The organism is Micromonospora sp. AMSO1212t, assembly GCF_008868145.1.
GTDB lineage: Bacteria > Actinomycetota > Actinomycetes > Mycobacteriales > Micromonosporaceae > Micromonospora > Micromonospora tulbaghiae.
Window position 1 is genome coordinate 1 of record NZ_WBKS01000075.1, and the last position, 16,279, is coordinate 16,279.

The following is a 16,279-nucleotide window of genomic DNA, read 5'->3' on the forward strand; positions in this document are numbered from 1 at the left end:
GGGTGACGGCAACCGGCGTGTGACGCTGCGGGGGTGAGGAGGTTCGCGCCCGTTCCTGGCCGTGCCCGTTCGGGTCCGGTGGTGTGGGTGGTTCCGGGACTGCTCACGCTCGTGGTGACACTGGCCGGCATCGGGCACGCCCAGCCGTGGCGGGACGAGCTGGCCACCTGGAGCGCCGCCACCCGGCCGGTACCGGACCTGGTCCGGACGACCCGCACCATCGACGCCGCGACCGGGCCCTACTACCTGCTCATGCACGGCTGGACCGCGCTGGCCGGCACGTCGCCGACGGCACTGCGGCTGCCCTCGGCGCTGGCCATGGCGGTGGCGGCCGCGCTCACCGCACGCCTCGGCGCGGTGCTGGTCGGCCGCCGCGCCGGGCTGCTGGCCGGACTGCTGTTCGCGGTGCTGCCGGTCACCTCGCGGTACGGCCAGGAGGCCCGCCCGTACGCCCTCGCGACGCTGCTCGCCGTGCTGGCCACACTGCTGCTGGTCGAGGCGCTGCGCCGGCCGGGACGGTGGCGCTGGGCCGGGTACGCCGCTGCGGTCGCCGCGCTCGGCCTGTTCCATCTGCTCGCGCTCACGCTGCTCGCCGCGCACGCGGTGGTAGTACTACTGGTCGCCGCGTACGGCCCGTCCGCCGCGGGCGTCGACCCGCCACGCGCTGACGACTCCGACGACCCGGCCCACCGGGACTCGGCTGCCACACAGCGGAAGCCGGCCGTGTTCGCGTGGTGGCTGGTGGCGCTGCTGCCCGCGGTTCTGCTGGTCACGCCGCTGGCGCTCGTGGCCCGGGGACAGCGTGGGCGGCAACTCGACTGGGTGGATCCGGCGCGCCTGCCCGACCTGGCGGCGCTACCGGGCGCGCTGGCGCAGAGCGGCGCCGTCGGCGGGTTCGTGCTCGCGCTCGCGGCGCTCGGCGCGGCCCGGCTGGGACGTCGGGCGCTGCTGCCCGCCGCCGCCGTGCTGCTGCCGGTGCTGCTGGTGTTCGCCGCCGGGACGGTGGTGCCGCTCTGGGTGACCCGCTACCTGGTCTTCACCGTGCCGTTCGCCTGCCTGCTGGCCGGCGCCGCACCGGCGGGGGCGCCGCGGACCGCACCGGCGAGGACAACGCGGGCCGGTTCGCACATCACGGCACCACAGAAGACACTGCGACCGCTCGCGGCCGGACTCGCGGTCGTGGTGCTGGCGGGCCTGCTCGGGCTGCCCGATCAGGCGGCCCTGCGCCGTACCCACGAGTGGCCGCGCAGCTCCCCCGTCGACTACGCGGGCGCGGCCGGCGTCATCGGCGCCGGGCAGCGGCCGGGCGACGCGATCGTCTACGCACCCCGGGACGGTTGGCTGTTCCCGGATCTCGGCATGGCGTACCACCTGGGGTCGAGGCTGCCGCGCGACGTGCTCGTGGTCCGCGACCAGCGTCAGGACGCGAGCCTCTGGGCCGTGGAGTGCGACGACCCGGCGCGGTGCCTGGCCGGGGTGGACCGGGTCTGGCTGGTGGTCACCGGCCGGCGTGCGGACCCGCTGGCGGCGGTGCCGGGGGCGAAGGGCGACGCGCTGCGCGCGGGCTACACGGTGCGGCAGGTGTGGCCGCGCCCGGGGATCACGGTGGCCCTGCTCGTCCGGTGAGGCGGTCGGTGGTGCCGCGGGCCAGCGGTACGACGATGGCCGCCTCGGTGCCGCCGTCGGCGCTGTTGCGCAGGTCGATGGTGCCGCGCAACTCGCCGGTGACCAGCGCCCGGACGATCTGCAGGCCCAGGTTGCCGCCGCGTTCGGCGTCGAACTGTTCGGGCAGTCCCCGGCCGTTGTCGGTGACCGAGACGTGCAGTTGCTTGCGCGCCCGGTGCGCGGTGACCACCACCTCGGGCCGGGGCGCGGTGACCTCGGCCTCGGGCCGGAGCGCGTCCGCGGGCGCGGGGGCAGCGGCCTCCTCGTCGGCCGGCGGGAAGCCGTGCTCGACGGCGTTGAGCAGCAGCTCGTTGAGCACCATCACCAGCGAGGTGGCGATCTCGGCGGGCAGCACGCCGAAGGTGCCGCGGCGGCGCATCCCGACGCTCACCTCGGTGGCGGCGACCTCGGTGGCGGCGCTGGCGACGCGGTCCACGATGCCGTCGAACTCGACCGCCTCGTCGCTGGACATGGAGAGCGTCTCGTGCACGAGCGCGATCGAGGCGACCCGGCGTACCGACTCTTCGAGGGCCACCCGCGCCTCGGGCATGGCGACGCGCCGGGCCTGGAGGCGCAGCAGCGCGGCGACGGTCTGGAGGTTGTTCTTCACCCGGTGGTGGATCTCCCGGATGGTGGCGTCCTTGGTGATCAGGGCGCGGTCGCGTCGGCGTACCTCGGTGATGTCGCGGACCAGCACCAGCGCGCCGATCGGCACTCCGGCGGGCATCAGCGGCAGCGCCCGGGTGAGCATGGTGGCGCCACGCGCGTCGATCTCCCGGCGGGGTGGCGCCTCGCCGCGCAGCGCGGCCAGCACGGCGTTGCCCGCGTCGGTGCCTTCGAGGGGGTCGCCGGCGAGCCGGCGGTGCAGCTTGGCCAGGTCCTCACCGACGAGGTGGGAGGCGTAGCCGAGGCGGCGGTACGCGGACTGCGCGTTCGGGCTGGCGTAGGTGACCTTGCCGTTGGCGTCGAGCCGCACCAGGCCGTCGCCGACGCGGGGCGCCGAGGTGGTCTCGCCCGGGTGCCGGGGCGGCGGGAACGTGCCGTCGGCGATCATCTGGGCGAGGTCGTCGGCCGTGGTCAGGTAGTTCAGTTCGAGCTGGCTCGGGGTGCGCGCGGTGGACAGGTTGGTGTCCCGGCCCACCACGGCGATCACCTCGCCGGCTTCACCGTCGCCGGTGCGCAGCCGGACCGGGATCGCCTCGTGGCGGGCCGGGACGTCGCCGTACCAGACCGGGTCGCCCTCGCGCCAGATCCGTCCCTGCCGGTGGGCCACCTCCAGGTGGGCCACCTCGGCCCCGCCGACGATGCGCCCGACCTGGTCGTCCAGGTAGGCGGTCGGCGCGGTGGTGGGACGGACCTGGGCCACGCAGAGGAACGTGCCGTCACCGTCCACCGGCACCCAGAGCAGCAGGTCGGCGAAGGACAGGTCGGACAGCAGCTGCCAGTCGCCGGCGATCCGGTGCAGGTGGTCGATGTCGGCCGGTCGGAGCGCGGTGTGCTCCTCGGCGAGGTCACGGAGGGTGGACACGCCACACAGCGTGCCACGCCGGACCTCACATCGTCGCCGTGACCTTCTTCAAGCCGCGCGGCGCGTCCGGGTCCTCGCCTCGGGCCAGCGCCAGGGACAGCGCGAGCCGTTGCAGCGGCAGGATGTCGAGCAGCGGCGCGTACCGCTCGTCGACCTCGGGCACCGCCATCCGGGTCTCGCCGACCTCGGCGGAGCCGACCACGACCACGTCGGCGCGGCGCTCGCCGAGGCGGGGCAGCACCTCGCGCATGGACGTGCCGCCGGGGCCGGAGCCGACCACGGCGAGCACCGGGACGTCCGGGTCGGTCATGGCGAGCGGGCCGTGCAGCAGGTCGGCGCCGGAGAAGGCGAGCGCCGGGAGGTACGAGGTCTCCATCAGCTTCAGCGCCGCCTCCCGGGCGGTCGGGTACGCGTAGCCCCGGCCGGTGGTGACGAGCTGGGCGGCGAACCGGTAGCGCGGGGCGAGCCGGGCCGGGGTGTCGTCGGCGAGTGTCTGCGCGGCCAGCTCGGGCAGGCGGCTCAGGGCGGCGCGCTCCTCGGCGGGCAGCACGCCGTCGCCGGCGCGTACGCCCTCGATGAGCATGAGCAGCGCGAGCAGCTCGGCGGTGTAGGTCTTGGTGGCGGCGACGGCGCGCTCGTGGCCGGCGGCGATGTCGACGCTCAGTTCGGCGGTCTCCACCAGCGGCGAGCCGGGGTTGTTGGTGACCGCGAGGGTGAGCGCGCCGGAGGCGCGGGCGACCCGTAGCACCTCGGCCAGGTCGGGCGAGCCGCCGCTCTGGCTGACGCCGACGACGAGCGCGTCGGAGAGGTCGGGCCGGGCGCCGAAGACGGTGATCGCGCTCGGTGAGGCCAGCCCGGCGGGCAGCCCGAGGCGGATCTCGGTCAGGTAGGCCGCGTAGAGCGCGGCGTGGTCGGAGGTGCCGCGGGCGGTGAAGACCACGTGCCGGGGGCGGCGTTCGGCGACGACGGCCGCCACCTCGGCGATGGCCGCCGCGTGCTCGGTGGAGAGCAGACGCTCGTAACCGGCCGGCTGCTCGTCGATGTCGGCGGCCATACCGGCCCCTGGACGCGTCACTCCAGAACCTCCTTCTGCGCGTTTCCCGCGCGTTCGATGCTCAGTCTTGCACGTTTAAGCGGTATCAATCAACGCAACGAGCAGGAGTGCGCAGTGGATCACTAATCGACGGAAGATCCCCTAGGCTTGCCCGGCTGACCGACCGACCCCGGCGAGAGGACGACGTGCCCGAGGACGACGCCGCGCTCTCCGCGGAGGAGGAACTCGCGCTGGCCCGGCTGGCACTGGGCGAGGGCGACCTGCGGCACGCCGCCGACCACGTGGCCGCCGCGCTGGTCCGCTCCCCCACGCTGCCCGAGGCGCACGAGACGCTCGCCCGGCTGAACGCGGCGAGCGGCGGCGACCTCGACCTCTTCCCGCTCGGCCAGCAGGCGTTCGTCGGCGCCGTGGTAGCCCGCGCACACCTGCTCGCCGCCGCCGGCCGTCCCGCCGAGGGACTCGACCTTCTGGCCGCCGCCACCGGCTACGCGCCCGCCGCGCCCTGGGCCGCCGTGCCCTGGGTGACCGCCGCCGACCTGCCGGAACGTCTCGATCCCGAGCGCACCGCCCGGATCCTCATGCAGGTCTGCGCGGCGGCGCCGGACCCCGCGCCGCGCCGGCTGCGCGAGCCGCTCGCGCCGTACCTCACGCTGGCCCGCAACGCGATCACCGTCCATCCGGCCCATCCGCTGCTGCTGGGCGCGGCGTCCGCGCTGGCCCGGCGCCTCGGTGACGTCACCCTCGCCGTCACCTGGGCCACCCGGGGGGTACGCGCGCAGCCCACCAAACTCGGCGAGGTGTGGCTCGGGTACGCGTACCGCAGCGCCGGCCGGACCGCCGAAGCGCTCGCCGCACTGGAACGCGCTGTCGCGCTCGACCCCGACGACCTCGCGGTCTACGCGGACATCGCCGGCACGCTGGCCGACCACGGCCGGCTCGACGCGGCGCTGGGCTGGGTCGACCGGGCGCTGGCGAGGGATCCGGCGTTCGACTGCGCCGTGCACACCGCGCACCGGCTGCGCTACCTGCGCGACGGGGACGTGGACCACCTGGTGGCGCTCGCCGACTTCGTCCGCGACCACCCGGACGACACGCACGAGCACGGTGACCTCGCCGAGTGCTGCCGAGGGCGCCCCTGGCTCGGGCAGGTGACCCCGGCGGGCGACGAGGACCCGGCCCCGGACGGTCCCGCCCCCTCGGCGGCCGCGGCACGGCGGCTCCAGCAGCTCGCGCACCCCGCCTGGGCGCACCCGCCGGCCGCGTACGACGCCGCGGTCGGGCTGGCCACACTGGACCTCGCCGACCTGCTCGCCCTGCTGGCACACCCGCCGGAGGCGCCGGCGACCGCGCTGGGCCGGGTGCTCGGCGGGCAGGATCCGGCCTTGTGGACGCGCTGCGCGCAGGTCTGGGCCTGCCTCGGCCTGCTGCACCACCGCACCGACGAGCCGTGGGAGCGGTCGACCCGGCGGCGGGTGCTGGGGGAACTGGCCGCCGGCGATCTCGGCCCGGCCGCCGAGGCGGCACTGTTCGCCCTGGTCACCGCCGCCTGGGTGCACCCGGACACCCGCACCGACGTGGCCGCGCTGGTGGCCGGGCGGATCGCCGGGGTGGCAACCGGGCCGGTCCGCCGTACCCCGGTGGCGGTGTCGCTGGCGTACCTGGCGCGTGCCACCCCGGCGCTCGACGCGGCGACACGCGCCACCGCCGACCGGCTGATCGCCGGTGCCGAGGGCGGCCCGCTGCGGCGTCTCTGGCGACGGCTCACCGCCCTGTTCCGCCGCGGCTGACCGCGCAGCGGCAGACACGGCGCGGCCCCGCGTACCCCTCAGGGGTGGCGGGGCCGCGACGGACGGCGTGTCAGGCGACGGGGGCCTTGCCGAGCGCGGCCTCGGCCTGGTCCTCCGGGGTGGCGCCGGCAGGCGGCACGTCGTTAGTCGCGCGCAGCGGCACCTCCTTGATGAACCAGGCGAGCACCGGTACGGCCACCGTGAAGAGGACGGCCCAGAAGAAGACGTGCGAGATCGCGTCGGAGAGGCCGCCGAGCACCGCCTCGCGCATCGGGCCGGTGAGCTTCTTGAGGGCCTCCAGGTCCATCGCGCCGCCCTCACCACCGCCCGAGCCCGCGAACGCGGGACCGGCCGCCGAGTCGGCCAGGCGGTTGGCGAAGATCGCGCCGAAGAGGGAGACGCCGAACGAGCCGCCGATGGACCGGAAGAAGGTGGCGGCGCCGCTGGCCGCGCCGAGGTCCTTCTGTTCCACGCTGTTCTGCGCGATCAGCATCGAGGTCTGCATGAGGAAGCCCATGCCGACGCCGAGCACGATCATGTAGAGCGAGGACTGCGTCTTGCTGGTGTCCACGTCCAGCAGGCTGAGCAGGCCCATCCCGGCGGCCATCACCACGCCGCCGACGATCGGGAAGACGCGGTAGCGGCCGGTCCTGGTGATGGTCCGGCCCACCACGAGCGACACCACGAGCATGCCGAACATCAGCGGGAGCAGCAGCAGTCCGCTGTTGGTGGCCGAGGCGCCCTGGACGGTCTGCTGGTAGAGCGGCAGGAAGTTCATCGCGCCGAACATGGCGAAGCCGAGCAGGAAACCGATCACCGAGATCAGCGCGAAGTTGCGGTTGGTGAACAGGCTCAGCGGCAGGATCGGCTCCGGCGCGCGGCGCTCGACCAGCGCGAACACGCCGAGCGCCAGCACCGCCAGCACGGCCAGGCCGAGGATCTGCGGCGAGACCCAGTCGTACTCGTTGCCGCCCCACGTGGTCACCAGCACGATCGCGGTGATGCCGACGGACAGCAGCGCCGCGCCCAACCAGTCGATCTTGTGTTCGGTGCGGTACTTCGGCAGGTGCATGGTGGTGGCGAGGACCAGCAGCGCCGCGCCGCCCAGCGGCAGGTTGACGTAGAACGCCCAGCGCCAGGAGAGGTGGTCGGTGATGAAGCCACCGACGAGCGGCCCGGCGACCATGGCGATGGCCATGATGCCGGCGATCATGCCCTGGTAGCGGCCCCGCTCACGCGGCGGGACCAGGTCACCGATGATCGCCATGACGCCGACCATCAGGCCACCCGCGCCGAGGCCCTGGACGGCGCGGAACGCGATCAGCTCGATCATGCCGGTGTCGGTGCCGCCGAAGACGCCGGAGCCGGACATGCCGCAGAGCGCGGAGCCGACCAGGAACACGACCACAGCGGTGAGGAAGACGGTCTTGCGGCCGTAGAGGTCGCCGAGCTTGCCCCAGATCGGCGTGGAGACGGTCGTGCCCAGCACGTACGCGGTGACCACCCAGGTGAAGTGGTCGGCGCCGCCGAACTCGAAGACGATCCGCGGCAGCGCGGTGCTGACGATCATGTTGTCGAGCATCGCGAGCATCATCGCGATCATCAGACCGAACAGGACGACCCGGACATTGGGTCTCGTGATCACCTGGGCTGGTTGACTCATCGGTAGGCTCCCCCGCAGATCGGATGATCGACTTACTTGCCGCCCGGCTAGTTTGCTTACTAGCCGGACGGTAAGCTCATGACGGGCGCACGTCAAGCGGATTGAAAGGATGTCGGCCGGTGAGGGAGACCACAGGTGGCACGCGGCAGCGGATCCAGGCCGTCGCCTTGGAACTCTTCACCGAGCACGGCTACGAGAAGACGTCACTGCGGGAGATCGCCGAGCGGCTGGGTGTGACCAAGGCGGCGCTCTACTACCACTTCAAGAGCAAGGACGAGATCGTCACCAGCCTGGTCGACGACCGGCTGCGCCGCATGGACGAGCTGATCGCCTGGGCCGCCGACCAGCCGCCCACGCTGGCGACCCGGCGCGCCCTGATCAGCCGGTACGCCGACAGCATGTTCGCCGGCGACCTGCCCCAGGTGATGCGCTTCTTCGAGCAGAACCAGACAGTGCTCAAGAGCCTGGTCGCCGGCCAGCAGATGCGCAACCGGATGATGCGGCTGGCCCACGAGCTGTGCCGGGGCGACGAGTCACCCGCCGCCCAGCTCCGCGCCGCGCTCACGCTGTTCGCGGTGCACAGCAGCTGGTTCGCGGTACGCGCGCCGGGCATCACCGACGACGAGCGCAAGCGGATCGCGCTCCAGGTGGCCGACGAACTGCTCGCCAAGATCGGCGAGAACGGCCAGGGCTGAGCCGCGCCGCGTCAGCCGCGGTGAGATTCAGCCGGCCGCGGCCGGATTCAGCCTGCCCGGGTCAGGTCCAGCCGCAGGCCGCGCAGGTCGATACCGGGCAGCGGGGTCCAGTCCTTCTCCGGGTACCTGACGAAACCGAGCCGCTCGTAGAGGCGATGGGCGCTCGCCGCCATCCCGGCGCGTACGCAGATCACCACGGCCGTGCAGCCCAGCTCCGTCGCGCGCGCCACACACGCGGCCGCGAGCGCGGCGCCGGCACCCCGGCCCTGGGCGGCCGGATCCACAGCGAGCATCCGGAACTCGGCCTCCCCCGGGCCGGCGAGTTCGGCGTACGGGGTCCCCGGCAGCACGAACGTCACCGCGCCGAGCACCTGACCGGTGGCGTCGTCGACGGCCACCAGCACCTCGCCGGTCTCGGCGCGGGTCGCCACGTCGGCGAGCACCGGCGCGTACCCGCTCTCGTCCTTGAGCTGGCCGTCCGCCTCGTACGCGGCGACGGTCAGCCGGGCCACGGCCGGGAAGTCAGCCGGCTCGGCGCGGCGTACCCGCAGGCCGGTCAACCGATCTCCGCGATCAGGTCGCCGTCCTGCACCACGTCACCCTCGTTGACCGCCAGCTTCTGCACCACGCCGTCGGACTCGGCGACCACCGGGATCTCCATCTTCATCGACTCCAGGATGACGAGGGTGTCGCCCTCGGACACCGTGTCGCCGGCCGACACGACGACCTTCCAGACGTTCGCCACCATTTCGGCGCGGATCTCCTCGGCCATCTCCGGCCCTCCCTCTCCCCGACAGCTCCCCGACAATCCTGCGAACGGTATCCAATCATGACGCCGGTCACGCCGGGCCGCGCACCACCGCCGCGCGATCCGCCCCGCCGCGCCCCGGCGGGCGGTGACGGCACTAGCATCGTGCGGGTCGGCCACCGGCGAGCCCGGAGGGGCCACACCGCGACCTCCGCCGCGCCCAGCCGCGGACGGAACAGTGACCAGCACAAGGAGGCAGAGCATGGCGAAGAAGGCCCGCAAGAAGAAGGCCCGTAAGAAGAGCGCCGCCAACCACGGCAAGCGCCCCAACTCCTGATCATCGGATCGCCCCGGCGTACGCGCCGGACACGCGGAACGGCCCGGGTCCGCAGGACCCGGGCCGTTCCGTCGTAAGTCAGTCGGCCAACTCGCGGGACTCGGTGGTCTCGAAGACCACCAGCTCGGTCAGCCGCAGCCGCAGCCGCTCGCGCAGCTTCTCCGGCGCCGCCTCGTTGCCGCAGCAGCGGGCCACGAGCGCCTTGACCTCCTGCTCGATGCCGTACTCGCGCAGGCACGGCCCGCACTCGTCCAGGTGGTGCCGGATCAGGACCCGGCGCTCCTCGGCGCACTCCAGGTCGAGGTAGAGGTAGACCTCGGCGAGCACCTCGCGGCAGTCCGTCTCGTGCGGTTGTCCACAGCTCACGGTCACACCTCCCGGCCGGCGGCGGCGGTCGAACCCTTCTTCGACGACGCGGCGCTGAAACCCCGCTCCGCCGCGTACTGCTCCAGCAGTTTGCGCAGATTACGTCGGCCACGGTGCAGACGGGACATCACGGTGCCGATCGGCGTGCCCATGATGTCGGCGACCTCCTTGTAGGAGAAGCCCTCGACGTCGGTCAGATAGACGGCCAGGCGGAACTCCTCCGGCAACTGCTGGAGGGCCTCCTTGACGTCGCTGTCCGGCAGCCGGTCGAGCGCCTCCGTCTCGGCCGAGCGCAGGCCGCTGGACGTGTGCGACTCCGCCTCGGCGAGCTGCCAGTCGGTGATCTCCTCGGTCGGCGCCTGGATGGGCTGGCGCTGCCGCTTGCGGTAGGTGTTGATGTAGGTGTTGGTCAGGATCCGGTAGAGCCAGGCCTTCAGGTTCGTGCCCTGCTCGAACTGGTGGAAGGCGGCGTACGCCTTCAGGTACGTCTCCTGAACCAGGTCCTCCGCGTCGGCCGGGTTGCGGGTCATCCGCAGTCCGGCAGCGTAGAGCTGATCGACGAAGGGCATCGCGTCCCGCTCGAAGCGGGCCCTGCGCTCGTCCGTCTTCTCGGTGGTCAACCGCACATCCCCTCGCGTCGGATGCTTTCCCGCCGAGGATACGCGTACCCGCTTGCCGGCAGATTCACTTCCGGAGTGTGTGCCGGTGCTCACGACCGACGCCGCCGCGGGCCACTCCGGCGCGTCGAGCAGCCGCCGGAGCTGGCGCTCGTCCCGTTCGTCCCGTTCCCGGCTCCGTGTCTCGATCGGCACCGGTCACCCCCCTCGCGCTGGCTCTGTCGTCGTCCAAGGGAGGTAACGCGAGGTGTGGGGTGCGGCATTCCTCCGCCCCACCCGATCCTGGTCCCGGCCTCGGCCGCGACCGACGCTGGGACCAGGAAGGGCCTGGGAGGGTGGCCCCGGCGCGCCCGAACCGGGCGGCCGGCACCAACCGGTGCAACGACCCGCCGCGGCGGACGGTCACGGCGCGCCGCCCGGTCAGGACGACCACCCGTGTACGCGCAGCCAGTCCCGCACCACGGCGGCCGTGCCGGCCGGATCGCCGCGCAGGTCGTGGCGCTCCCCCGGCCGGACCACGACCTCGATGCCGGGGCCCGGCTCGGGTACGCCGAACGGATCCCGGTCGCCGTTGACGACGAGGGTGGGCAGCCCGGTGAGCAGCTCCCCGGCCCGGGAGCGCTCCGGTCGTCCCGGCGGGTGCAGCGGGAACGCCAGCGCCACCACTGCGGCCGCCCCGACGGCGGCGGCGGTACGGCAGGCCACCCGGGCGCCGCTGGAACGGCCCCCGACCACCCAGTGGCGCACCCGCGGGGCGCGCCGGCGCAGTTCGGCCAGCACCGCCGTCCACGCCTCGTCGAGGTGCCCGGCGGGAGCGGGCGCGCGTCGCCCGGCGACCCGGTACGGCTGGGTCACCAGGGCCACCCCGGCCCCGGCGGCGAGTACCGCGTCCCGCACGGCGGTCAGGTCGGGCGCGTCCACGTCACCGCCGGCGCCGTGGCCGAGCACCAGCACCGTCGTGCCGTCGGCGGGTGGGTCGAACCGGAGCCGGGCGGGCCCACGTGGTGTGTCGATGTCGTCGTCGTGCCGCACCGGCTCATTCTGCGCGGGCCGGCCGGTTCGCCGGTGCTCGGGCGCGGAAACGGACGTCGCCCGCGGCCTGCCGGAGCGGGCCACGGGCGACGTCGTGATCAGCTCAGCGGAACCAGCGTGAGCAGGCGGTCGCGCACCGGCGGGCCGGCGTCGTCGAGCGCGTCCGGATCCGGCTGCACCTCGCTGCGCCAGGCCACCAGCATGGCGCGCCGCTCACGCGGCGTGGTGCCGCCCCAGACGCCGTGGCAGTCGCCCACTTCCAGGGCCCAGGCCAGGCAGGAGCCCTGGACGTCGCAGGTGCGGCAGAGCGCCACCGCCGCGTCGGCCGGTTCGTTCGGTGCCGGAAAGAACGTCTCCGGATCGACGTTCTGACAGGTGCCCCTGGTGCGCCACGCGTCGTCCTGGCGTCGTTCGCTCAGCGCCCGCAGCAGTCGCGGATCGCGCCGCGCGGCGGCTACCTCGTGCGGACGCGGCATACGTGCCCGTGTCAATACACCCACCTCCCCCGTGGGAACCGGCGTAGATCTTTACAAGATCGATGGGTGTCATCCGCCCCGTGCGAACAGACGCCCATCACCGGCGCTGTGTTCTATCGCATTCGCATGCGTAAGGACAAGAGTCTTCGATGAAACTGACTGAACGTCCGGGCGACTTTTGCGGCCCAACCCCGACAAACGGGTACACGCAAATGTGGCGGAGCGTGATCAGAACAGCGTCGGTCCGGCGGCCGTCTCGACACCCGCCGGAGCCACCGGCGCGATCAACTCCGGGCCGTCGTTGCGGACATCCCCCACGGCCCGGGAGACGGGCCGGATCTCCAGCCCGCCGAGCAGGCCGGCGTCCGGCGGCGTGAGCAGTTCCGCCGGCTCCTCGACCGGGCCGAGCCATCCCGCCCAGCGCTCCGGCGACAGCAGCAGCGGCATCCGGTCGTGCACCTCGGCCAGCTCGCCGACCGCAGCGGTGGTGAGCACGCTGAACGTGAGCCGGGCCGCACCGGCCGACTCCCACACCGACCAGATGCCGGCGAAGGCCAGGACCGAGCCGTCCCGCGGGGTCATGAAGTAGGGCTGGCGCCGGCCGTCGGCGAGGCGGACCCACTCGTACCACCCGTCGGCGGGGACCAGGCAGCGGCGGCGGGCGAAGGACGGCGCGTACGCCCGGCTGGTGGCGACCGTCTCGGCCCGCGCGTTGATCATGCGGGCGGCCCCGGCGGCGCTGCGCGACCACTGCGGGAGCAGGCCCCAGCGGCCGAGGGAGAGCAGCCGGTGCCCCTCCGGGGCGAGCCGGACCAGCGGCACCGGGTCGGTCGGCGCGACGTTGTAGTCCGGCGCGACCCCGCCGGTCTCGTCGGCCGAGGAGAACATCGCGCTCAGGTCGGCGGCGCTCCGGGTCGTGGCGTACCTCCCGCACATGGCGCCCACGCTAGCCGCATCCGGACGTTCCGGCTGTCCCGCCCAACGGGAGCAGCGGCGGCGGATGGCCCCACCGGCCCGCGAGCTTGGCAGAATGTGACCGTGAGCAATCCGACCGCGACGCGTCCGCCGCAGCCGTGGACCGCGCCGACCGCGAGCGACCCGGTCGCCGCGACGCTGCGCCTGCCCGGCTCCAAGTCGATGACCGCCCGGGCCCTGGTGCTCGGCGCGCTCGCCGGCGGGCCGTCGACACTCGCCCGGCCGCTGCGCGCCCGGGACACCGAACTGATGGCCGGCGGCCTGCGCGCGCTGGGCGCGCACATGTCCGTCTCGGACGACGACCGCTGGCTGGTCCGTCCCTATCCGCTGGCCGGCCCGGCGCACGTCGACGTCGGCCTGGCCGGCACCGTGATGCGCTTCCTGCCCCCGGTGGCCGGGCTGGCCGCCGGGCGGGTCACGTTCGACGGCGACCCGCACGCCCGGACCCGCCCGCTCGGGCCGCTGATCGGCGCGCTGCGCGCGCTCGGCGTCCGCATCGACGCGCCCCCGGTCGGCAGCCTGCCGCTCGTCGTGCTCGGCGCGGGCCGGGTGACAGGCGGCGACGTGGTGATCGACGCCTCCGCCTCCAGCCAGCTCGTCTCCGGGCTGCTGCTCGCCGCGCCGCGCTTCGACCGGGGTGTCGTGGTCCGGCACGAGGGGCCGCCGGTGCCGTCCGCGCCACACGTGCGGATGACGGTGCAGATGCTGCGCGCCGCCGGCGCCGCCGTCGACGACACCACGCCCGACGTGTGGACGGTCGAGCCGGGCCCGCTGTCCGGGCGCGGCTGGGAGATCGAGCCGGACCTGTCCGGCGCCGCGCCGTTCTTCGCCGCCGCCCTGGTCACCGGCGGTGAGGTGACGCTGCAGGGCTGGCCGCGCAGCAGCCTCCAGCCGGTCGAGCGGCTCCGGGAGCTGCTGCACCGGATGGGCGGCGAGGTGAGCCTCGGCACCGACGGCCTGACCGTCCGGGGCACCGGCACGGTGCGCGGGCTCGACGCCGACCTCTCCGACGTCGGCGAGCTGACCCCGGTGCTGACCGCGCTCACGCTGCTCGCCGACGGCCCGTCCCGCCTCACCGGCATCGGCCACATCCGCGGCCACGAGACCGACCGGGTCACCGCGCTCGCCAAGGAGTTCACCGCGCTCGGCGCGGACATCACCGAGACCCGCGACGGGCTGGACATCCGGCCCCGCCCGCTGCGCGGCGGGACGTTCCGCACGTACGCCGACCACCGGATGGCGCACGCCGCCGCGGTGGCCGGGCTGGCCGTCCCCGGCATCGAGGTCGACGACGTGGCGTGCACCTCCAAGACCATGCCCGAGTTCCCGGCACTATGGTCGGGGATGGTGACCGGCAAGAACTGAGAGCGGGGGACGTCCTGGCGACGAAGCGGCGTGAGTACGACGAGGACGACGTCCGGGTCCGGCCGGGCCGGTCGTCGCGCCCGCGAACGCGCACCCGGCCCCGCCACGCCGACGCCGTCGAGGGCTTCGTCATCGCCGTCGACCGGGGCCGCTACACCTGCGTGCTGTCCGGGGCCGGGCCCGACGCGCCGCTCGTGACCGCCATGCGCGCCCGCGAGCTGGGACGCAAGTCGGTGGTGGTGGGCGACCGGGTGGGGCTGGTCGGGGACAGCTCCGGGGCGCCGGGCGCGCTCGCCCGCATCGTGCGCATCGCCGAGCGGACGTCGGTGCTGCGGCGTACCGCCGACGACGACGAGACCACCGCCGAGGGGCGGCTGGAACGGGTCGTGGTGGCGAACGCCGACCAGTTGGTGATCGTCAGCGCGCTCGCCGACCCGCCGCCGCGTACCGGGTTCATCGACCGCTGCCTGGTGGCCGCGTACGACGCCGACATCGAGCCGCTGCTCTGCCTCACCAAGGCCGACCTGGCCGGCCCGGAGGCGGTGCTCGGCTACTACACCGAGCTGGAGCTGCCGTACGTGCTGATCCGCCCGGACTCCGACCTGGCCGCGTTGCGGGCACTGCTCGCGGGCCGGGTCTCGGTGATGGTGGGTCACTCCGGGGTGGGCAAGTCGACGCTGGTCAACCGCCTCGTCCCGGACGCCGAACGGGCGGTCGGCACGGTCAGCGCGATCGGCCGGGGCCGGCACACCTCGACCAGCGCGGTGGCGCTGCGCCTGCCCGCCGAGCCCGGCGGCGACACCGGCTGGATCGTCGACACCCCCGGGGTACGCAGCTTCGGACTGGCGCACGTGTCCGCCGAGAGCCTGCTGCACGGCTTCCCCGACCTGGTCGAGGCGACAGTGGACTGCCCCGCCAACTGCCCGCACACCGCGGACGAGGCGGACTGCGCGCTCGACGCCTGGGTGGCCGCCGGGAAGGCGGACGCGCGCCGGCTCGCCTCGTACCGCCGGTTGCTGGCCTCGCGCAGCGGCGAGGGCGACCCGCGTGAGCCGGAGCGCAACCCCGGCGACCCGCTCGCCGGTTCCTGACCGGCGGACCGGCGGCGACCCGCCGTCGCAGGCCGGGCCGCCGCCACTAGCGTGTCGGTCATGACCGGGTACGCCGACGACCTCGCCCTCGCCCACCTGCTCGCCGACGCCGCGGACGCCGTCTCCTCGGCCCGGTTCCGCGCGCTCGACCTGCGCGTCGAGTCGAAGCCGGACCTGACCCCGGTCTCCGACGCGGACACCGCGGTGGAGCGGGAGATCCGCGCGCTGCTGGCCGCCCACCGTCCGGGCGACGGCCTGCTCGGCGAGGAGTACGGCGAGCAGCCGCCGGCCGGCCCCGACGGGCGGCGCTGGGTGATCGACCCGATCGACGGCACGAAGAACTTCGTCCGGGGCGTACCGGTCTGGGCCACGCTGATCGCGCTGCTGGAGCACGACCGGCCGGTGCTCGGCCTGGTCTCCGCCCCGGCACTGGGCCGCCGCTGGTGGGGTGCGCTCGGCGCGGGCGCGTTCGCCGGCACCGGCCCGGCCGACGGCACGCCGATCCGGGTCTCCGGCGTGACAGCGCTCGGCGACGCGAGCTTCTGTTACTCATCGCTGACCGGATGGGAGCAGGCCGGCCGGCTGGACGCGGTGCTCCAGCTCATGCGCGACACCTGGCGCAGCCGCGCGTACGGCGACTTCTACGGCTACATGCTGCTGGCCGAGGGAGCACTGGACGTGATGGTGGAGCCGGAACTGTCGCTGTGGGACGTCGCCGCGCTGGTCCCGATCGTCACCGAGGCGGGCGGAACGATCACCGACCTGGCCGGACGGCCCGCCCCGGGCGGTGCCGACTCCGCCGACATCAGCGCCGTGGCCAGCAACGGGGCGCTGCACGACGACATCCTGGCCCGGCTCGGCCGTCCAGCCGAGCGCTGAC

The 16,279-nt window shown here is 74.2% G+C and carries 16 protein-coding genes; 6 read left to right on the forward strand and 10 right to left on the reverse strand.

Annotation, left to right across the window (positions count from 1 at the left end; all coding sequences use genetic code 11):
• The first annotated feature begins 78 nt into the window (after positions 1-78).
• Positions 79-1,626, forward strand: coding sequence for a glycosyltransferase family 39 protein (locus tag F8279_RS18865; RefSeq protein ID WP_151500624.1), 1,548 nt, complete (start codon positions 79-81; stop codon positions 1,624-1,626).
• Here the strand turns inward: F8279_RS18865 and F8279_RS18870 are convergent.
• Both F8279_RS18870 and F8279_RS18875 read right to left on the reverse strand, forming a co-directional pair.
• A complete protein-coding gene (locus F8279_RS18870) occupies positions 1,601-3,193 on the reverse strand; it encodes a PAS domain-containing sensor histidine kinase (protein ID WP_091422317.1) in 1,593 nt (530 codons plus the stop codon). The genes F8279_RS18865 and F8279_RS18870 overlap by 26 nt on opposite strands.
• A 25-nt stretch (positions 3,194-3,218) precedes the next feature.
• Complete coding sequence (locus tag F8279_RS18875; RefSeq protein WP_091422314.1) at positions 3,219-4,247, reverse strand: SIS domain-containing protein; 1,029 nt, start codon at positions 4,245-4,247, stop codon at positions 3,219-3,221.
• Between the two features lie 185 nt (positions 4,248-4,432).
• Between F8279_RS18875 and F8279_RS18880 the strand changes: the two genes are divergently transcribed.
• On the forward strand, positions 4,433-6,034 hold the full coding sequence (locus tag F8279_RS18880; protein ID WP_091422311.1) for a tetratricopeptide repeat protein: 1,602 nt from the start codon (positions 4,433-4,435) through the stop codon (positions 6,032-6,034).
• Positions 6,035-6,104: 70 nt separating this feature from the next.
• Here the strand turns inward: F8279_RS18880 and F8279_RS18885 are convergent, their stop codons facing one another.
• Positions 6,105-7,697, reverse strand: coding sequence for an MDR family MFS transporter (locus F8279_RS18885; protein ID WP_091422309.1), 1,593 nt, complete (start codon positions 7,695-7,697; stop codon positions 6,105-6,107).
• A 119-nt stretch (positions 7,698-7,816) separates the two neighbouring features.
• On the opposite strand from F8279_RS18885, the gene F8279_RS18890 reads away from it, so the two are divergent.
• On the forward strand, positions 7,817-8,392 hold the full coding sequence (locus F8279_RS18890; protein ID WP_091422306.1) for a TetR/AcrR family transcriptional regulator: 576 nt from the start codon (positions 7,817-7,819) through the stop codon (positions 8,390-8,392).
• A gap of 47 nt (positions 8,393-8,439) precedes the next feature.
• Here F8279_RS18890 and F8279_RS18895 read toward each other — a convergent pair whose 3' ends face one another.
• The 7 genes from F8279_RS18895 to F8279_RS18925 form a co-directional block, all read right to left on the reverse strand.
• Entirely contained in the window at positions 8,440-8,952 is a 513-nt protein-coding gene (locus F8279_RS18895) for a GNAT family N-acetyltransferase (protein WP_091422302.1), read from the reverse strand.
• Positions 8,949-9,164 carry a biotin/lipoyl-binding carrier protein gene (locus tag F8279_RS18900; protein WP_013288370.1) on the reverse strand — a complete coding sequence of 72 codons (216 nt, stop codon included), beginning with the start codon at positions 9,162-9,164 and terminating at the stop codon, positions 8,949-8,951. The genes F8279_RS18895 and F8279_RS18900 overlap by 4 nt, the downstream gene beginning before the upstream one ends.
• A 391-nt stretch (positions 9,165-9,555) precedes the next feature.
• Entirely contained in the window at positions 9,556-9,843 is a 288-nt protein-coding gene (rsrA, locus tag F8279_RS18905) for a mycothiol system anti-sigma-R factor (RefSeq protein ID WP_026267729.1), read from the reverse strand.
• Between the two features lie 2 nt (positions 9,844-9,845).
• Positions 9,846-10,655, reverse strand: a complete 810-nt coding sequence (locus F8279_RS18910; protein ID WP_151500625.1) for a sigma-70 family RNA polymerase sigma factor — start codon at positions 10,653-10,655, stop codon at positions 9,846-9,848.
• Positions 10,656-10,880: 225 nt separating this feature from the next.
• Positions 10,881-11,492, reverse strand: coding sequence for an alpha/beta family hydrolase (locus tag F8279_RS18915; protein ID WP_151500626.1), 612 nt, complete (start codon positions 11,490-11,492; stop codon positions 10,881-10,883).
• A gap of 98 nt (positions 11,493-11,590) precedes the next feature.
• Complete coding sequence (locus F8279_RS18920; protein ID WP_013288375.1) at positions 11,591-11,983, reverse strand: WhiB family transcriptional regulator; 393 nt, start codon at positions 11,981-11,983, stop codon at positions 11,591-11,593.
• A gap of 213 nt (positions 11,984-12,196) precedes the next feature.
• Positions 12,197-12,904, reverse strand: a complete 708-nt coding sequence (locus tag F8279_RS18925; RefSeq protein ID WP_151500627.1) for an SOS response-associated peptidase — start codon at positions 12,902-12,904, stop codon at positions 12,197-12,199.
• Between the two features lie 102 nt (positions 12,905-13,006).
• Between F8279_RS18925 and aroA the strand changes: the two genes are divergently transcribed.
• The 3 genes from aroA to hisN are packed head-to-tail and all read left to right on the forward strand — an operon-like array spanning position 13,007 to position 16,278.
• Positions 13,007-14,308 carry a 3-phosphoshikimate 1-carboxyvinyltransferase gene (aroA, locus tag F8279_RS18930; RefSeq protein ID WP_091423248.1) on the forward strand — a complete coding sequence of 434 codons (1,302 nt, stop codon included), beginning with the start codon at positions 13,007-13,009 and terminating at the stop codon, positions 14,306-14,308.
• Positions 14,278-15,399 (forward strand): ribosome small subunit-dependent GTPase A, encoded by a 1,122-nt coding sequence (gene rsgA / locus F8279_RS18935; protein WP_192580722.1) that lies wholly within the window; start codon positions 14,278-14,280, stop codon positions 15,397-15,399. Before aroA ends, rsgA begins: the two co-directional genes overlap by 31 nt.
• 60 nt (positions 15,400-15,459) lie before the next feature.
• Positions 15,460-16,278 (forward strand): histidinol-phosphatase, encoded by an 819-nt coding sequence (gene hisN, locus F8279_RS18940; RefSeq protein ID WP_091423240.1) that lies wholly within the window; start codon positions 15,460-15,462, stop codon positions 16,276-16,278.
• Position 16,279: the final 1 nt, after the last annotated feature.

Bases quoted from the DNA above. Each gene is read 5' to 3' on its own strand.
- F8279_RS18900 (WP_013288370.1), bottom strand. From the start codon at position 9,164: ATGGCCGAGGAGATCCGCGCCGAAATGGTGGCGAACGTCTGGAAGGTC.
- F8279_RS18875 (WP_091422314.1), bottom strand. From the start codon at position 4,247: ATGGCCGCCGACATCGACGAGCAGCCGGCCGGTTACGAGCGTCTGCTC.
- F8279_RS18925 (WP_151500627.1), bottom strand. From the start codon at position 12,904: ATGTGCGGGAGGTACGCCACGACCCGGAGCGCCGCCGACCTGAGCGCG.
- F8279_RS18885 (WP_091422309.1), bottom strand. From the start codon at position 7,697: ATGAGTCAACCAGCCCAGGTGATCACGAGACCCAATGTCCGGGTCGTC.
- hisN (WP_091423240.1), top strand. From the start codon at position 15,460: ATGACCGGGTACGCCGACGACCTCGCCCTCGCCCACCTGCTCGCCGAC.
- rsgA (WP_192580722.1), top strand. From the start codon at position 14,278: ATGGTCGGGGATGGTGACCGGCAAGAACTGAGAGCGGGGGACGTCCTG.